At 69.1% G+C, this 16,209-nt stretch carries 15 protein-coding genes; 6 read left to right on the plus strand and 9 right to left on the minus strand.

Annotated elements, in window-relative coordinates; translation table 11 throughout:
* The first annotated feature begins 2 nt into the window (after positions 1-2).
* On the plus strand, positions 3-776 hold the full coding sequence (locus FHU38_RS19600) for an IclR family transcriptional regulator (protein ID WP_167173513.1): 774 nt from the start codon (positions 3-5) through the stop codon (positions 774-776).
* A 21-nt stretch (positions 777-797) separates the two neighbouring features.
* On the opposite strand, the gene ftsY is transcribed toward FHU38_RS19600, so the two are convergent.
* Positions 798-2,144 (minus strand): signal recognition particle-docking protein FtsY, encoded by a 1,347-nt coding sequence (gene ftsY, locus FHU38_RS19605; RefSeq protein ID WP_167173515.1) that lies wholly within the window; start codon positions 2,142-2,144, stop codon positions 798-800.
* A gap of 133 nt (positions 2,145-2,277) precedes the next feature.
* On the opposite strand from ftsY, the gene FHU38_RS19610 reads away from it, so the two are divergent.
* Both FHU38_RS19610 and FHU38_RS19615 read left to right on the plus strand, forming a co-directional pair.
* Entirely contained in the window at positions 2,278-3,483 is a 1,206-nt protein-coding gene (locus tag FHU38_RS19610) for an anhydro-N-acetylmuramic acid kinase (protein ID WP_313886834.1), read from the plus strand.
* Positions 3,484-3,492: 9 nt separating this feature from the next.
* Entirely contained in the window at positions 3,493-5,001 is a 1,509-nt protein-coding gene (locus FHU38_RS19615; RefSeq protein ID WP_167173517.1) for a sodium:solute symporter, read from the plus strand.
* A gap of 7 nt (positions 5,002-5,008) precedes the next feature.
* On the opposite strand, the gene FHU38_RS19620 is transcribed toward FHU38_RS19615, so the two are convergent.
* The 3 genes from FHU38_RS19620 to FHU38_RS19630 all read right to left on the minus strand — a co-directional run bounded on the left by FHU38_RS19620 (position 5,009) and on the right by FHU38_RS19630 (position 10,125).
* Positions 5,009-5,782, minus strand: coding sequence for a DUF3239 domain-containing protein (locus tag FHU38_RS19620; RefSeq protein ID WP_390623310.1), 774 nt, complete (start codon positions 5,780-5,782; stop codon positions 5,009-5,011).
* Between the two features lie 272 nt (positions 5,783-6,054).
* Complete coding sequence (smc, locus tag FHU38_RS19625; protein WP_167173521.1) at positions 6,055-9,654, minus strand: chromosome segregation protein SMC; 3,600 nt, start codon at positions 9,652-9,654, stop codon at positions 6,055-6,057.
* A 183-nt stretch (positions 9,655-9,837) separates the two neighbouring features.
* Positions 9,838-10,125: an acylphosphatase gene (locus FHU38_RS19630; protein WP_167176324.1), complete on the minus strand. Its 288-nt coding sequence runs from the start codon at positions 10,123-10,125 to the stop codon at positions 9,838-9,840.
* Between the two features lie 139 nt (positions 10,126-10,264).
* Between FHU38_RS19630 and FHU38_RS19635 the strand changes: the two genes are divergently transcribed.
* The 3 genes from FHU38_RS19635 (at position 10,265) to FHU38_RS19645 (ending at position 12,889) form a co-directional block, all read left to right on the plus strand.
* Positions 10,265-10,801 (plus strand): hypothetical protein, encoded by a 537-nt coding sequence (locus FHU38_RS19635; RefSeq protein ID WP_167173524.1) that lies wholly within the window; start codon positions 10,265-10,267, stop codon positions 10,799-10,801.
* Between the two features lie 171 nt (positions 10,802-10,972).
* The gene (locus FHU38_RS19640) at positions 10,973-12,259 is read left to right on the plus strand and encodes an ROK family protein (RefSeq protein WP_167173526.1); all 1,287 of its coding nucleotides are present in this window, start codon (positions 10,973-10,975) and stop codon (positions 12,257-12,259) included.
* Positions 12,260-12,367: 108 nt separating this feature from the next.
* Positions 12,368-12,889: a general stress protein gene (locus tag FHU38_RS19645; protein ID WP_167173528.1), complete on the plus strand. Its 522-nt coding sequence runs from the start codon at positions 12,368-12,370 to the stop codon at positions 12,887-12,889.
* A 14-nt stretch (positions 12,890-12,903) separates the two neighbouring features.
* Here the strand turns inward: FHU38_RS19645 and mutM are convergent, their stop codons facing one another.
* The 5 genes from mutM to FHU38_RS19670 form a co-directional block, all read right to left on the minus strand.
* The gene (gene mutM, locus FHU38_RS19650) at positions 12,904-13,767 is read right to left on the minus strand and encodes a bifunctional DNA-formamidopyrimidine glycosylase/DNA-(apurinic or apyrimidinic site) lyase (RefSeq protein ID WP_167173530.1); all 864 of its coding nucleotides are present in this window, start codon (positions 13,765-13,767) and stop codon (positions 12,904-12,906) included.
* Positions 13,768-13,787: 20 nt separating this feature from the next.
* Positions 13,788-14,519 carry a ribonuclease III gene (rnc, locus tag FHU38_RS19655; RefSeq protein WP_167173532.1) on the minus strand — a complete coding sequence of 244 codons (732 nt, stop codon included), beginning with the start codon at positions 14,517-14,519 and terminating at the stop codon, positions 13,788-13,790.
* A gap of 11 nt (positions 14,520-14,530) precedes the next feature.
* Positions 14,531-14,713: a 50S ribosomal protein L32 gene (gene rpmF / locus FHU38_RS19660; protein ID WP_009152978.1), complete on the minus strand. Its 183-nt coding sequence runs from the start codon at positions 14,711-14,713 to the stop codon at positions 14,531-14,533.
* A gap of 70 nt (positions 14,714-14,783) precedes the next feature.
* The gene (locus FHU38_RS19665; protein WP_167173534.1) at positions 14,784-15,389 is read right to left on the minus strand and encodes a YceD family protein; all 606 of its coding nucleotides are present in this window, start codon (positions 15,387-15,389) and stop codon (positions 14,784-14,786) included.
* Between the two features lie 89 nt (positions 15,390-15,478).
* Positions 15,479-16,168, minus strand: a complete 690-nt coding sequence (locus FHU38_RS19670; protein WP_167173536.1) for an ATP synthase F0 subunit B — start codon at positions 16,166-16,168, stop codon at positions 15,479-15,481.
* Positions 16,169-16,209 lie beyond the last annotated feature (41 nt).

The raw sequence follows: 16,209 nt of genomic DNA on the forward strand, positions 1-16,209 counted from the left end.
GTGTGGCGGCCGAGAGATCAACTGGCGGCGGCGTGCAGTCGCTCCAGCGGGCGTTCGAGCTGCTCGAGCGGCTTGCCGACACCGGAGGTGAGGCGAGTCTCTCGGAGTTGGCGACGTCCTCGGGACTACCCATGCCGACGATCCACCGGCTCATCCGCACCCTCGTCGCGCTCGGCTACGTGCGGCAGAACGCCAACCGCCGCTACGCGTTGGGAGCACGGCTGATCCGGCTCGGCGAGAACGCGAGCCTGCAGTTCGGAACCTGGGCGCGGCCGCTGCTGACCGAACTGGTGGAGGAGGTCGGCGAGACGGCCAACCTTGCCGTGCTCGAACGCGACGAGGTGGTGTACGTCGCACAGGTCCCCTCGCGCCACTCGATGCGCATGTTCACCGAGGTGGGTCGCAGGCTGCTGCCGCACGGCACCGGAGTGGGCAAGGCCATACTCGCCCACCTGCCCGCCGACGAGGTGCGGACGCTGCTGGAACGCACCGGGATGCCTTCCTACACCGAGCACACCCACACCGACCCGGACGCGTTTCTCGATCACCTGGGCATGGTCGCCAAGCAGGGCTACGCACTCGACGAAGCCGAACAGGAACTCGGTGTTCGCTGTCTCGCGGTACCCGTGCTCGGCGCCCCGACCCCCACCGCCGTTTCGGTGTCCGGCCCGGAGGGCAGGCTCACCGATGACGTCGTTGAGCGCATCGCACCGATCGTGCGGCGCATCGCGGCCGAGCTGTCACAGCAGCTCTCCGCCCGCGACCTCACCGCGTGACAGCCACGCACTGCGTGGCTTTCAGTCGAGCAGCGCGTCGACGAAGGCCGCTGCCTCGAACGGCGCGAGGTCGTCGGGTCCTTCACCGAGGCCGACGAGCTTGACCGGGACCCCCAACTCGCGCTGTACCTGGAAGACGATGCCGCCCTTGGCCGTGCCGTCGAGCTTGGTAAGCGCGATCCCGGTGACGTCGATGACCTCGGAGAACACCCGTGCCTGGGCGAGCCCGTTCTGTCCGGTAGTCGCGTCGAGGACGAGCAGCACCTCGTCCACCTTGGCCTGCTTCTCAACCACCCGCTTGACCTTGCCCAACTCGTCCATGAGTCCGGTCTTGGTGTGCAGCCTGCCCGCTGTGTCGATCAGCACTGCGTCGGCTTGGGCGTCGATCCCACGCTTCACGGCATCGAACGCCACCGAGGCAGGGTCAGCTCCTTCCTTGCCACGCACCACCTCGGCGCCCACCCGCTCCGACCAAGTCTGCAACTGGTCGGCGGCGGCGGCACGGAACGTGTCGGCCGCCCCGAGCACCACGCTCCTGCCCTGCGACACCAGCACCCTGGCGAGCTTGCCGGTCGTGGTGGTCTTACCGGTGCCGTTGACGCCGGCGATCAGCACCACCGCGGGCTGCTTCGTACCGTCCACCGTGTGCGGGAGCGCACGCACCGCGCGATCGGAGTCGGTCCCCAGTGCTTCGGTGAGTACTTCGCTCAGCAGCGCCCTCGCATCTTCAGAGGTACGGACACCGCGCGCGGACAACTGGGCGCGCAGCCGCTGCACGATCTCGGTGGTGGTCGACGCACCCAGATCCGCGACAAGCAGTGTGTCCTCGACGTCCTGCCAAGAGTCCTCGTCGAGGTCGCCCGCGCCGAGCAGGCCGAGCAGGCTCTGTCCCAACGCGGAGCGGGACTTCGAAAGCCGCCCCCGTAGCCGTTCGATACGCCCCTCGGCGGAGGGCACCTCCTCGGGTTTGGGCTCCGGCGGCGCGGGGGTTGCCTCCGGCTCCGGTGCCGGTCTCGGCTGCGGCAGCGTCCGCTCCTCGGGCAGCGTCTGCTCCTCCGGCAGGCCGACATCGACCACGCCCCGCCGCGATGCGTCCCTCGGCACCGCCGCGTCGTCGCCGATTCCTGGTTCACCGTCGGTTTCGGTGCGCTCCTCGACCGGATGCCGGGGTGGTGGCTCCTCCCCGCCAGGGGCGAGCGCTATGCCGCCGCCCGCCTGGTAACGGCCTCCCCTCGGCTTCTCCTCCCGCTCGCGCTCGAGGCTGATCCTGCGGTTACGCGCGATGATCAGCCCCGCGACCAGCGCCACCACCACGACGGCGGCAACAGCGATGACGATCCACATCAAGGTGTCAGACACGGTTGCCATCCTCGCATCCGTCGTCGTCGCAGGCAGCGTGCCCCTGATCGGCGCGGTGAAGGGTCCACCTCGGATACGAATTTCGCGGCAAAGATGCACCGAAGCCTTGCGCGGCGCCCGCACTGTGGACTAGACCACTGCCGTGGTAGCTGGCAGCGTGGCCCTGCGGGTCGTCGGACTCATCTCCGGAACGTCGGTCGACGGCATCGACGTAGCGGTGGCGGAGTTCTACCGCGACGGTGACCAGTTGGTGCTCGACCCGCTCGGAGCGCTCGAGTTCGATTACCCGGCGGACCTACGCGAGGAGCTGCACGCCGCGCTACCACCGTCCGGCTGCGACGCCTACACGCTGACCAGGCTCGACACGCTGGTCGGCCAGGCTTTCGCCGAAGCGGCCGACACCGGGGTGCGCAGGCTCGCCCTCGGCCGAGCACACCTGGTCGCCTCACTCGGCCAGACCCTCTACCACTGGGTTGAGCGCGGCACCGCACTCGGCACGCTGCAACTGGGCCGACCCGCCTGGATCGCCGAACGCACCGGCCTGGCGGTAGTGGCCGACCTGCGGGCAGCCGACATCGCGGCGGGTGGGCACGGTGCGCCACTGGCCGCCACGCTCGACGCGCTGTGGCTGCGCACACACGCCGAGGAGGCGGCGAGGCCGGTGGCCGCCCTCAACATCGGCGGCATCGCCAACCTCACCGTCGTTCACCCCGACGGCTTTGTACTGGCCTACGACACCGGGCCCGGCAACGCGCTGCTCGACGCCGCCGCTGCCGAGGTGACCGGCGGGGCACAGCGAAGCGACCTCGGCGGCGCACTCGCCACGCGCGGGCGTGTTCGCCCGGACCTGCTACGACGCCTACTGGCGGAGCCCTACTACTCGCTGCCGCCGCCCAAGTCGACAGGCAAGGAGGTCTTCCACTCCGGCTACCTGCGCGAGGCCACCGAGGGGCTGCCGCGCGTCACGGGCCCCGACCTGCTGGCCACGCTCACCGAACTGACCGCGGCGACGATCACGGCCGAATGCGGCAGGCATGGCGTCACCACCGTGGTGGCCTCCGGTGGCGGCCTACGCAACCCCGCGCTGGTCCGCGCGCTCGGTCGTGACCTCAACCTCGTGCCCAGCGACGAGTTGGGCCTGCCCGCCGACGCCAAGGAGGCCTACCTCAGCGCCCTGCTCGGGTGGCTCACCTGGCACGGGTTGCCTGCCAACCTGCCGAACGCGACCGGAGCACGTGGCTATCGGCTGCTCGGCAGCATCACGCCCGGGCTGTCACCGCTGGACCTGCCTTCGCCTTCGCCGCCCGTGCACCGGTTGCGGGTAGTGCGTAACGTTTCGACACGCTAGGAGATGCCAATGCGCGCACTCGATCTCGCGATCATCGCGGTCTTCCTGGTGGGCACACCGCTGCTGGGGATCGCGTTGAGCGGAAAGCAGCGCACATCCACCGACTATTTCGTCGGCAGCAGGCAGGTGCCGTGGTGGGCGGTGACGTTCTCCGTGGTGGCGACCGAGACCTCCACGCTGACCGTCATCAGCGTCCCCACCGTGGCCTACCTCGGCAACGTCACCTACCTGCAGCTGGCGATCGGCTACCTGATCGGCAGGGTGCTGGTCGCGTTCGTGCTGTTGCCCAGGTACTACACGGGCAACCTGGTCAGTGCCTACGGCTTCCTCGGCAAGCGGTTCGGCAACGGGCTGCAGGGAACGGCCTCGGTGACGTTCCTGGTCACCAGGCTGCTTGCCGACGGGGTGCGGCTGTTCGCCACCGCCATCCCGGTCAAGCTCGTGTTGGCTGGGCTGGGGATGGACGTGCCGTACTGGGTGATCATCGCGGCGATCGCGGTGTTCGCGGTGATCTACACCTATCTCGGCGGCATTCGGGCCGTGATCTGGGTCGATGTCGTGCAGATGGGCATCTACGTGCTCGGCGCCGTGGCCGCGGTTGTGGTGCTGGCGGGCAAGCTGCCGGACGGCTGGCTGGCGAGCGCCTTCGACGCGGGTAAGTTCCAGTTCTTCGACTTCTCGCCGGACCTGCTCACCAACCCCTACGCCTTCGGCACCGCCGTCGTGGGTGGCGCACTGTTCGCGATGGCCTCCCACGGCGCCGACCAGTTGATGGTGCAGCGACTGCTGGCCTGCCGCACGGTCAGGGACAGCCAGAAGGCCGTCATCGCCAGCGGCGGTGTGGTCTTCGTGCAGTTCGCGCTGTTCCTGCTCGTCGGCGCCATGCTGTGGTCGTTCTACCGTGGCGCGAGCCCGGAGGCTCTCGGCCTGGCAGCGACCGACGAACTGTTCCCCAGGTTCATCGTCGAGCAGTTGCCGTCGGGGCTTTCCGGACTGCTCATCGCCGGCATTCTTGCCGCCGCCATGAGCACGATCTCCTCGTCGCTCAACTCGCTGTCCACTTCGACCGTGAGCGACATCTACCAACACGTGACGAAGCGGCGGCTACCCGACGAGGTGGTGCTCAGCAGGGCGAAACTGTGGACGCTGCTGTGGGCCGGGGTGTTCGTGCTGTTCGCCTCAATGTTCACCAGCACCGAGCAACCGGTGGTGGAGGTGGGGCTGAGCATCGCGAGCTACACCTACGGCGCACTGCTCGGCGCCTTCTTCCTCGGCATCGTGGTGAAGCGGGCACGGCAGGCCGACGCCATCGTGGCCTTCGGCTGCACGATCGCGGTTTCCGCCACCTTCGTACTGGGCATCGAGTTCACCGTGGACGGAGAGCCGACCTCGCTGGCCTTCCCGTGGTACGTGCCGCTCGGTGTGCTCGTGACGTTGCTGGTGGGTGGGCTGCTGTCGCTGCGTCACTCCTCTCCCGACCCCAAGACACGACAACCGCAACACCAGGAGGCGGCCTAGAACCGGGCTAGACGCTCACCGCGTCGGCGACCGAACCGACGAACCTCGCGCGGCCGTCGGGCTGCCACTCCACCGGCACCCCCAGCCGCGTGGGTGGCCTGCGCAGCGACTCGGGAAGGTCCTCGCCGGAAACCCGCGCCAGCCGCGTCCACCTGCGGCGGATCTCGCCGAGGCGCTGCGCACCGGCGAGCAACTGGTCCCATTCGGGCACCGGGATCGCGGAGGCGGCACCGTCGAGCACCGCCTGGTCGGCGGTGGCCCAGGTGATGGGTGAGGCGTCGAAACTCCACCAGCGTCCGCTCCACGGCGCAGCGACGAAGCCGTGCAGCACGCACGGGATGCGCTGCCCGGGAACGAAATGGGTCTGCTCGCGGGCGTGGAACGTGACGAGGCGGTAGGCGAACTCGGGCGTGGCCGCTGGATCGCGGGAGATCTCGCCGAGCACCAGCATCCGCACCGTGTCGTCGGCCTGCTCCATGACCATGCCGGGAGCGAGGGGTCCACCGCGGAAGGGTTTGGTCGCGTTGCTCGCGATGAGTCCTCGCACGAACAGCAGCAGCCCGACCAGCGCGGCCAGCACTCCGAGCAGTATCCCCCACCAACCGCCGTCCACGATGGACCACGCACCGAGTGCCATCAGCCCGCACCCAACCACGATCCCGATCGCGAGCCACATCGCGCGCCGGTACACATTGGGGCTACTTTCCCGCAGGTGGACAGGGTCGATCGGGGCGTCGAAGTACCGTCGCGGGTCACCCGCGGGCCAACCGTCGTCTGCCATGCAGGGCATCTTGGCAGAACAGCGGCCGCCACGGGACCCTCCCGAACAGATCGCGAGTCCCCCGCCCATGCCCGCGAGTCCCCCGTTCCTGCCCGCGAGTCCCCCGTTCCTGCCCGCGAGTTCTGCGTTCCGATCTGAACGCACGCGCGTTGCCCGGCCGGTCGGGTGGGCCCTAGGCCTCTCACCCCGAACCCGACGCCGGAGCGCAGAACTCGCGGACGACAGCGGGGGACTCGCGGACGACAGCGGGGGACTCGCGGACGACAGCGGGGTCAGGCGGCCGGGGTCGGCTGCTCGTCGTCCTTGCGCAGCCGTTGCGAGATGACCTGCGTGATGCCGTCGCCCTGCATGCTCACGCCGTACAACGCGTCGGCGATCTCCATCGTGGGCTTCTGGTGCGTGATGATGATCAACTGGGAGTTCGCGCGCAACTGCTCCAGCAACCCGATGAGGCGTCGCATGTTGGTGTCGTCCAGCGCCGCTTCGACCTCGTCCATGACGTAGAACGGCGACGGCCTCGCCCGGAAGATCGCCACCAGCATCGCCACCGCGACCAGCGACTTCTCACCGCCGGACAGCAACGACAGTCGCTTGACCTTCTTGCCAGGCGGGCGCGCCTCGACGTCGACCCCGGTGGTGAGCATGTCGTCCGGCTCGGTGAGCACCATGCGGCCCTCGCCGCCGGGGAACAGCACGGAGAACACGGTCTCGAACTCGCGGGCCACATCGTGGTAGGCACTGGCGAAGACCTCGAGGATCTTGTCGTCGACCTCCTTGATGACCGTGAGCAGGTCCTTGCGGGTCGCCTTGAGGTCCTCCAGCTGTGTGGAGAGGAACTTGTACCGTTCCTCCAGCGCGGCGAACTCCTCCAGCGCGAGCGGGTTCACCTTCCCAAGCAGCGCCAGGTCCTTCTCCGCCCGCTTGGCCCTGCGCGCCTGGGTGTCGCGGTCGTAGGGAATGGGCTGCGGCGCCATGACCGTCTCACCGCGTTCCTTGGCCGCCTCGTACTCGGCCAGTTCTCCGGCACCTGGAGGCACGGGAACCTCCGGCCCGTACTCGGCGACGAGGTCGTCCAGCCCGATCCCGAACTCCTCGGTGATCTTGGCTTCGAGTTGCTCGAGCCGCAGCCGCTGCTCGGCGCGCAGCACCTCGTCGCGGTGCACGGCGTCGGTGAGCTTCTCCAACTCGCCGGTGAGCTCGCGTACGCGTGAGCGCACCTGGGCGAGCGCGGTCTCCCTGCTTTCCCGCCTGCGCTGCACCTCGTCGCGCTCTTCGGAGGCAAGCCGCAGCGACACCTCGATGCGTTCGAGCGCGATCTCCCCGCCGTTGACGACGGCGGCTGCGATCTCCGCTCCTCGCTTCCTCGCGATCCTGGCTCGCTCGGCCCGCTCACGCGCCTGGCGCTCGGCCTCGGCGGCCCGGCGCAGCGAGTCGGCCTTGCCCGCGATGCCGCGTGCCCGCTCCTCCGCGGTCCGCAGCGCGAGCCGGGCGTCGACCTCCTCCTGCCTCACCTCGCTGAGCGATTCAGCGGCCTCGTCGCGTTCGGTGGTGTCAGGATCCTCGTCGACCGGTTGGTCCGAGACGGCCGCCAGCCGTTCCTCCAGCTCGTTTAGCTGGGTGAGGATGTCCTCCCTGTTCCGCTCCACCTTCGCACGCTGGTCGCGCAGCCGTTCCACTTCGGACTCCGCGGAGCGGGCCGCCTGTCGCAGGCTGCTGAGCCGTTCCGAGGAGCGCGCCTTTCGCACCTTGGCCTCGTTCAGCGCCTCCTTGGCCGCTGCCACCTCCGCCCTGCGATCCTGCTGGTCGGCGCGCGCGCCCTCCAACTCGGCCGCGGTGCGCTGCAGAACGCGCTCGGCCGCGGCGAGCCGGTCCTGCGCCTCGTCCACCGCGGCCTGGACCTCGATCACGCTCTCGTCCTTGGCGGAACCGCCCACCGCCCAGTGCGCTCCGAGCACATCGCCGTCCCTTGTGACGGCTGTGACTTCCTGGTGCTCCCGCACGAAGGCGCGTGCCTGGTCAAGCGAGTTGACGACAGCAACCCGTTCCAGCGCGCGCTCAACCGCGCCCCGCAGCGCGTCGGGGGCCTTGACCACGTCGCGAGCCCAGCGAGCACCGTCCGGCAGCGCAGGCCACCCCGCGGGAGCCGCCGCTTGCTCACCGCCGACGAGCACTCCCGCCCGCCCGGATTCGGTTTGCTTGAGGTGCCTGAGCGCGGCAACGGCGTCCTCACCGCCCTGGACCGCCACCGCGTCGGCGACCGGGCCCAGCGCCGCCGCGAGCGCCACCTCGTAGCCCGCGTCGACAGTGAGCAGGGCCGCGACGGAACCCAGCAGCCCAGGCAACTCGTCGGCGGCGGCGAGTAGTGCGCCCGCGCCGTCCTTGCGGTTGAGCCCCATGGACAGGGCGTCGACGCGGGCACGCTCGGAGGCGATGTCCCGCTCAGCGGCGCGTTCGGCCTTCACCAGTTCCTCGACCCTGGCCTTGGCCGCGTTGTTCGCCTCGACGGCACGGTCGTGCCGTTCGCGCAGCCCCGCGTCGTCCGACTCCTCGACGCCACCCTCCGCACGGGCGCGCTCGAGTTCCTCCGCGGCGGTCTCGGCTCTGGCCATCGCCTCGTCGATGCCGCTGGTGAGTCGCTCGATCTCCTCGGCAGTGGCGGCGCTCTTGCTGCGCAGCGCCTCTACCTGACCGCTGAGTTTGGCGATGCCCTCACGCCGGTCGGCGATGGCGCGTACGGCTGCCATGTGAGCCCGCTCGGCGGCCTGCACCACACGCTCAAGGTGCTCGCGCCGCTCGATCGTCTCCGACAGCACCGCCCTTGCCTGCGCCACCGCCTCGTTCAGCTCGTGTTCGCGCTCGGCGGCCCGCTCCGCCTCGGCGAGCAGTTCCTCCGGGTCGCGCCCGGAGCCCCCGGTCTCGACCTCCGAGGAAAGGTGCCGTTGCCGCTCGAGGGCCAGCCGCACCGTGCCGCGCAGCCGCTCGGCCAGCGCCGACAGCTTGTACCAGGTGTCCTGTGCGGCGGTGAGTTGCGGCGCGTCCTCAGCGAGGGCGTTCTCGAGTTCGGTCTGCTCGGACGTGGCCACTTCGAGGGCCTGCTCCACCTCGGCGCGGCGAGCGCGGGCGGCCTTCTCGTCGGCCTCCTCCTTCTCGATATCCCTGCGCTGGGTGACCAGGTCGTCGGCGAACAGGCGGAGCTTGGCGTCTCGCAGTTCGGACTGCACCACCTGCGCCTTGCGGGCGATCTCGGCCTGCTTGCCCAGCGGTTTGAGCTGGCGGCGCAACTCGGCGGTGAGGTCGTTGAGCCGGTCCAGGTTGCCCTGCATGGCGTTGAGCTTGCGCAGCGCCTTTTCCTTGCGCTTACGGTGTTTGAGTACGCCCGCCGCCTCCTCGATGAAGGCACGCCGGTCCTCGGGCTTGGACTGCAGGATCTCCGAAAGCTGGCCCTGCCCGACGATGACGTGCATCTCCCGGCCGATACCGGAGTCGGACAGCAGCTCCTGGATGTCGAGCAGGCGGCAGGAGCTGCCGTTGATCTCGTACTCGCTGGCGCCGTCGCGGAACATGCGGCGGGTGATCGACACCTCGGTGTAGTCGATGGGCAGCGCGCCGTCGCTGTTGTCGATGGTGAGGGTCACCTCGGCACGGCCGAGCGGCGCGCGGCCCGAGGTTCCGGCGAAGATGACGTCCTCCATCTTGCCGCCCCGCAGGTCCTTGGCCCCCTGCGTGCCCATTACCCAGCGCAGCGCGTCGAGCACGTTCGACTTGCCCGAGCCGTTGGGCCCGACCACGCACGTGATGCCCGGCTCGAACCGCAGGGTCGTCGCTGACGCGAAGGACTTGAAGCCCTTGAGCGTCAAGCTTTTCAGGTGCACGCGGCGTAGACCTTCCCCTCACGACTCCCGTTGCCGATCGAGGCGATGCTACCCGGGTGCGCGATGAGGTCGCGGTAGCCGGGCTCCGGGCGCGCCTTCACACCACCCCAGCGGTCACATCCGCCCCAGCAGTTCCACAGGGGACGCTTTCGCTCACCCGTTCGGACTACCGGAAGCAGGAAGTCAGCGTTCCACGAAGCCGTCGAGACCGCCCTTGGGGGCCGACCATTGCTCGGCGACGTGGTCCACCTGCCCTGGCGTGTCCGCCGACCTCAGCAGCGCGAGCAGTTGTTCACAACGGTCCTTGCTGCCCTCGGCCACGACCTCAACCCTGCCGTCGGCGAGGTTGGTAGCGCTGCCGACCAGCCCGAGTTCGAGCGCGCGACTGCGCGTCCACCAGCGGAACCCGACGCCCTGCACCTTTCCGTGCACCCAAGCGGTGAGGCGGGCCGCCTGCTGTTGCTGCACCACGTCCCCATCGTGCCGTACCTCGGCGACGCTGTGTGCACGGCCCGGCACCCGGCCCGCTCCTCGGTGACCGGCCGGTGATAATGTCCGCGCGAAGTGCGCCGGTTGGTCCAACCGTCAGCGACTCCCGAAGGAGCATTGCATGGCCCAGTCGCCAGGGTCGCAACCCCGCCCAGAGGTAGCACCTCCGAGCGAGCCCGAGGGACGGCTTTCCCGCACCGGCTACCTTGCCCTCGCCGTGAGCGGGCTCGTCGTTGTCACCGCCCTCGCCGCCGTCGCGCAGGTCCTCGCCCCGCAGGACTCGCCCGCCGAGGACCGGATGACAGCCCAGACCGGTCGCACCGACAACTCCGGTGCGACCGGAGGCGCTCAGGTGGTTCCTGGAGAGGCGGTGCCGGGGCAGACGACCGTGCTGGTCGACGGCGTTGCCGTTAGCGGCACCATGCCCCCCACCACCACATCTCGGACCACCACGGTCAGCGACAGTCCGGATCGCAAGACCCGCACGAGTGAGCAGCCGCCGCCGAGCAGAACCTCGCAGCGGCCGACGTCCAGCGGCGAGAACACCACGATCCCGCCCACGAACACCAAGCCGACGACGACCACAACGACCACAACGCCGTCGCCGACGTCCAGCGAAAATACATCGCCATCGAGTGGCTCGGGGAGCAGCACCTAGGAGACTTCGGGTAGCTGAAAGCCGCCCGCTGCTGTCACCCTCGCCGGTTTCGGCTTAGGCAACCGCATGACACCCCTTTAGCTTTCAATCTTCCCGCTAACGTCTGAGGCAAACAGAAGTTTTGCGTTCTCAGATATATCATGGGAAGTACTACGCATAAGGGGGTCCGTCGTGGACGAGCCGAGCACCGAGTTGCTGGAGAGCTACGCCCGGCTGCTCGATCTCGTACGCAGCGGAAAGGCCGACACTCGTCCTGCCCTCAGCCAGCGCACCGGACTCGGACGCACCGCCATCACCCAACGCACCAGCACCCTGCTGGACGCCGGTCTACTCGAAGAGGGCGAGCTGAACCCGTCCACGGGTGGCAGGCAGGCAAGAACGCTTCGCTTCCGCAAGGACGCGGGGCGCATCCTCACCGCGGAACTGGGCGCCACGAGCTTCACAGCCGGAGTCACCGACCTGATGGGAACTGTGCTGGCCAAGCGGCACCGCGACTGCGACATCGCGCAGGGACCCGACCCGGTCCTCGATGAGGTCGAGACCGTGCTTGAGGACCTGCTGCGCGAGGTCGGCGGCCGAAGTGACGAGGTATGGGGCGTCGGGATCGGCCTGCCGGGTCCGGTGGAGTTCGCCACGGCGCGGCCGTCCGAGCCGCCGATCATGCCGGGCTGGAACAACTATCCAGTCCGAGAACGATTCATCCGGCGCTACAACGCCCCGGTGTGGGTGGACAACGAGGTGAACCTGCTGTGCCTCGGCGAACTGCGCACCCCCGGCGCCGTCGCGGAACTCGGAGACCTGCTCTACGTCAAGATCGGGACCGGTATCGGCGCGGGCATCAGCAACGGCGGCAGGCTGCACCGAGGCGCACAGGGCTGCGCGGGGGACATCGGTCACGCCGCCGTCTCCGACGACAGCTCGATCGTCTGCCGCTGCGGCAAGACCGGCTGCCTCGAGGCGGTCGCAGGCGGTGCGGCACTCGCCCGCGACGGTGCGGAACTGGCCCGGTCGGGCAAGAGCCCGGCACTGGCGGCCGCCCTCGAAGCCAACAGCGCCGTCACCGGGGCCGACGTGACGGCGGCGGCGCGTGCGGGCGATCACCACGCCGTGCGGTTGCTGGTGAACGCGGGAAGGCGGATCGGCTCGATGCTCGCCACCATGGTCAACTTCTACAACCCGTCGACGATACTGCTCGGTGGCAAGGTCGCGGGCGCAGGAGATCTGTTCCTGGCGACCATCCGCGAAACCATCTACCGCCGCTCGCTGCCGCTTTCCACCCGCGAGCTGCGGATCGAACGGGCACGACTCGGCGAGGAGGGCGGCCTGATCGGCGCGGCCTATATGGTGCTGGACGAGCTGTTCTCGGTCCGCTACTTCGGGCTGTGGCTGCCGGAGGGCTCGCCAAGTGGCATGCCATGGCTGCACACGGCCAACGGCAAGGCCGGGTCCGGCAACTGAGAGGCGGCTGTGAATTCCGTCAATTCCGTCTCCTCGGGCACTGTTTTGCCGGATCGAAACGTTGTAGCGGGTGTAAGCAACCTAGTTTCGCCCCCGAGGTGAGAGCACATGACCACAGCGTTTTCGCCAGCAGCGTTCAGCAGAGCGCCCAGGATGCCGCAGCTGCCGACCATGCCGACCGGCTGGCCCATCGGCTCCTACGACACCTACGAGGAAGCGCAGCGCGCCGTCGATCACCTCGCCGACGAGAACTTCCCGGTGCACGACGTGACCATCGTCGGCGTCGAACCACTGCTGGTCGAGCGCGTCGCCGCCCGGCTGACGTGGGGCAAGGTTCTTGGCAGTGGCGCGATGTCGGGCGCCTGGTTCGGTCTGTTCGTCGGGCTGCTGCTGAGCCTGTTCACACCAGGCGCCGGGTTGCTTCCGATCCTGATCGGCCTGGTCTCAGGTGTGGCCTTCGGGATGGCGTTCGCCGCAGCCGGGTACGCCGCCACCCGTGGTCGGCGGGACTTCGTCTCACACAGCCAGCTTGTCGCGAGGCGCTACGACGTGCTGTGCCAGCCACGCAACGCCGAGAACGGCCGCGAGATGCTGGCCAAGTTCAACATGGGCAGCCACGCCACAATCTAGCAGCAGGGCCCTGCTCACCGCCGCTGCCGAGGCCTCGGCTGGCAACGCGGGCAGAAGAACGAGGAGCGGTTGGTGAACGCCTCCCGCCGGATCGGCGTTCCGCAGCGACCGCAGGGCACGCCCGCACGGCCGTAGGCCGCCAGCGAACGCTCGAAGTAGCCGGACTGTCCGTTGACGTTGACGTACAGCGCGTCGAACGACGTTCCGCCCACGGCCAACGCTTCGGCCATCACCTCGGCGGCGGCCGCGAGCACGGTGTCCGCCTGCCCGGTGGTGAGCCGGTCGGTCGGCCGCGCCCAGTGCAGTTTCGACCGCCACAGCGCCTCGTCGGCGTAGATGTTGCCGATACCAGACACCAGTGTCTGGTCGAGCAACGCGCGCTTCAGCTCGGTGTGCCGCGACCGCAGCGACCTGCTCACCGTGGCACGGTCGAACAGCGGGTCCATGGGGTCGCGGGCAATGTGCGCGATGGTCTCGGGCACCGGTGTGCCATCCACTTCGGTCAGCTCGGACAGTGAGAGCCCGCCGAAGGTGCGCTGATCGACGAACCGCAGCTCGGGCCCACCGTCGGCGAACCGGAACCGCACCCGCAGATGCGACTCGTCAGCGGTGCCTTCCGGCTGGACGAGCAACTGCCCGCTCATGCCGAGATGAGCCAGCAGAGCCGCGCCGTCGTCGAGGTCGAGCCACAGATACTTGCCGCGCCTGCGAGCGGCCGTGAGCTTCACGCCGACGAGCCTGGCCGCGAAGTCAGCCGCACCGGGGACGTGCCGCCGAACGGCCCTCGGGTGCAGCACGTCGACGCGGCAGACCACTCGCCCGCAAACGTGTCGCTCCAGACCCGCGCGCACCACCTCGACCTCGGGAAGTTCGGGCACGTGAGTCGCCTTCTCCTCGCCTATTCTTCGGGTTTGAGTTCCTCGGTCAGCGCGCGCCAGGCGAACTCGGCAGCCTTCTGCTCGGCCTCTTTCTTGGTCGTGCCCTCTCCGTGACCGAGGTCGCGCCCGCCGACGAACACGACGGCGCTGAACTCCTTGCGGTGGTCCGGACCGGTGTCCTCGACCTTGTACTCGGGGACGCCGAGACCGGCCGAGGCGGTCAGCTCCTGCAGGCTCGTCTTCCAGTCCAGACCCGCACCGCGCAGCGGCGCCTCGGCGAGCAAGCCGTCGAACAGCCGGTGCACTAGTTCGCGCGCCGTCTCGATGCCGTGCGCCAGGTAGGTCGCGCCGATGACCGCTTCCAACCCGTCGGCGAGGATGCTGGCCTTGTCCCGGCCTCCCGTCAGCTCCTCACCCTTGCCGAGCAACAGGTGGGCGCCGAGGCCGCCATCCCCCAGCTCGCGGGCGACGCCTGCGAGCGCGTGCATGTTCACCACGCTCGCCCGCAGCTTCGCGAGTTGCCCCTCCGGCAACTCGGGGTGCTTGCGGTAGAGGTAGTCGGTCACCACAAGGCCGAGCACCGCGTCGCCGAGGAACTCGAGCCGTTCGTTCGGTGGCAGCCCACCGTTCTCGTAGGCGTACGAGCGGTGGGTGAGCGCGAGCGTGAGCAGCTCGTCGTCGAGTTCGACGCCGAGCGCGTCAAGCAGCGATGCGGGATTCTCGGCCGGACCCGTCGGCGACTTACCCCCCATAGCGTGCGCCCTTAAGCTGGCTCGACAACCTGGCGACCGCCGTACTGGCCACAGGACGGGCAGGCGACGTGCTGCGGCTTGGGCTGCTTGCACGCGCGGTTGGGGCAAGCCACCAACTGCACCGGGCGCGCCTTCCACTGGGACCGGCGCGAGCGGGTGTTGGAACGCGACATCTTCCGCTTGGGGACGGCCACGACTGGGTCTCCTCATCAGGCTCTGCTCGCTGCGCGAGCGTGCTTGCGATCTGAGTCGAGCAGCTGCTCCTCAGCTTTGGTCGGAGCCGTTCGCCGTGTTGTCGCCGGGAGTGCTCTCCAGGCGCTCGACAAGCGCGGCCCACCGAGGATCTATGGTCTCATGCCCGTGTCCGGGCTCGAGATCGGCCCACTTCACACCGCACTCCGCGCACAGTCCCTCGCAATCCTCACCGCACAGCGGCACCAGCGGCAGGGCGAGCACGATCGTGTCCCTGACGAGCGGTTCGAGGTCGATCCTGTCGTCGACGATCCTGCTGACCTCGTCCTCATCCGTGGTGGCCTCGGTGGTGGAGTCGGGGTAGGCGAACAACTCCGTCAGCGCCACCTCCACCTCGTCGGCTATGGGGTCGAGGCAGCGGGCGCACTCACCGGAGGTTCGCGCCGTGGCGGTGCCCGTGACGAGCACCCCTTCCACGACCGACTCCAGCAGCAGGTCCACCGTGATCACGGAACCCTTAGGCACCGTGATCACGTCGGGGATGCCCATCGGCGTGTCGACCGGCAGCTCGCGTAGCAGCGACCGGCTGGAGCCAGGACGCCGGCTCAACTCATGGGTATCGATCAGCCAGGGGTTACGCGCATCGGCGCGCCCATGGGCGGCACTCTTCTCAGGCATCGGATTTCCGCACAGATCGATGTGTCAGGACGGCAGGGCGATCACACGTACCCGGCCTTGCTGGGTCCAGGGTACGTGAGTAGCGCCGATCAGTGGACCTGATAGTCGTATCCGGCTGAGCGAGCGTTCGGGTAGGGCACGCCCCGTAGCTGGTTGCGTCCCGAGTCGACCGTGCGCAGTGTTGCCGCCAGCAACTCGGAGAACTCGGCGAGCTTGCCGTCGACGTAGGCGTCGCACTCGACTCGCTGCCGATCGGCCTCGGAGTGCGCCTCGTCGACGATGCGTGCCGCCTCGCCGTGAGCGGCCTGCACCACCTCAGTCTGCGCGACCAGCAGGGCCTGCTCGTGCCTGCCCTCCTCCACCGCGCGGTCGTAGGCGTCGCGGCCCGCCTGCACCATCCGGTCCGACTCCGCGCGGGCGCGCTCGGTCAGGTTGCGGTACTCGACCTCGCCCTCGGCGATCGTGCGGTCGGCCTCGTCCCTTGCCTGGGCGACGATCTCTTCGGCCTCCGCGCGGGCCTGCGCGACCAGCCGTTCGGCCTCGGCGTTGGCCGAAGCCAGGGTCTGCTCCGCCTCCTCGCGGGCCTTCGAGACGATCTCGTCGCGCTTGTCCAGCACATCCTGGGCGTCGTCGACCTCGCCAGGCAGGGCGTCGCGCACGTCGTCGAGCAACTCCAGCACATCACCACGCGGTACGACGCAACTGGAGGTCATCGGAACCCCGCGCGCCTCCTCGACGATCGTTACGAGTTCGTCGAGCGCCTCGAACACCCGGTACACGGCAACTCCCTCGCGGCCACGGCTCCATCCCCACGTACAGC

The organism is Saccharomonospora amisosensis (assembly GCF_011761185.1).
Taxonomy (GTDB): Bacteria; Actinomycetota; Actinomycetes; order Mycobacteriales; family Pseudonocardiaceae; genus Saccharomonospora_A; species Saccharomonospora_A amisosensis.

Coding starts and splice junctions, on each gene's coding strand:
- ftsY (WP_167173515.1), bottom strand. CDS start 2,144: ATGGCAACCGTGTCTGACACCTTGATGTGGATCGTCATCGCTGTTGCC.
- FHU38_RS19615 (WP_167173517.1), top strand. CDS start 3,493: ATGCGCGCACTCGATCTCGCGATCATCGCGGTCTTCCTGGTGGGCACA.
- FHU38_RS19620 (WP_390623310.1), bottom strand. CDS start 5,782: ATGGCAGACGACGGTTGGCCCGCGGGTGACCCGCGACGGTACTTCGAC.
- FHU38_RS19635 (WP_167173524.1), top strand. CDS start 10,265: ATGGCCCAGTCGCCAGGGTCGCAACCCCGCCCAGAGGTAGCACCTCCG.
- FHU38_RS19645 (WP_167173528.1), top strand. CDS start 12,368: ATGACCACAGCGTTTTCGCCAGCAGCGTTCAGCAGAGCGCCCAGGATG.
- rnc (WP_167173532.1), bottom strand. CDS start 14,519: ATGGGGGGTAAGTCGCCGACGGGTCCGGCCGAGAATCCCGCATCGCTG.
- FHU38_RS19665 (WP_167173534.1), bottom strand. CDS start 15,389: ATGCCTGAGAAGAGTGCCGCCCATGGGCGCGCCGATGCGCGTAACCCC.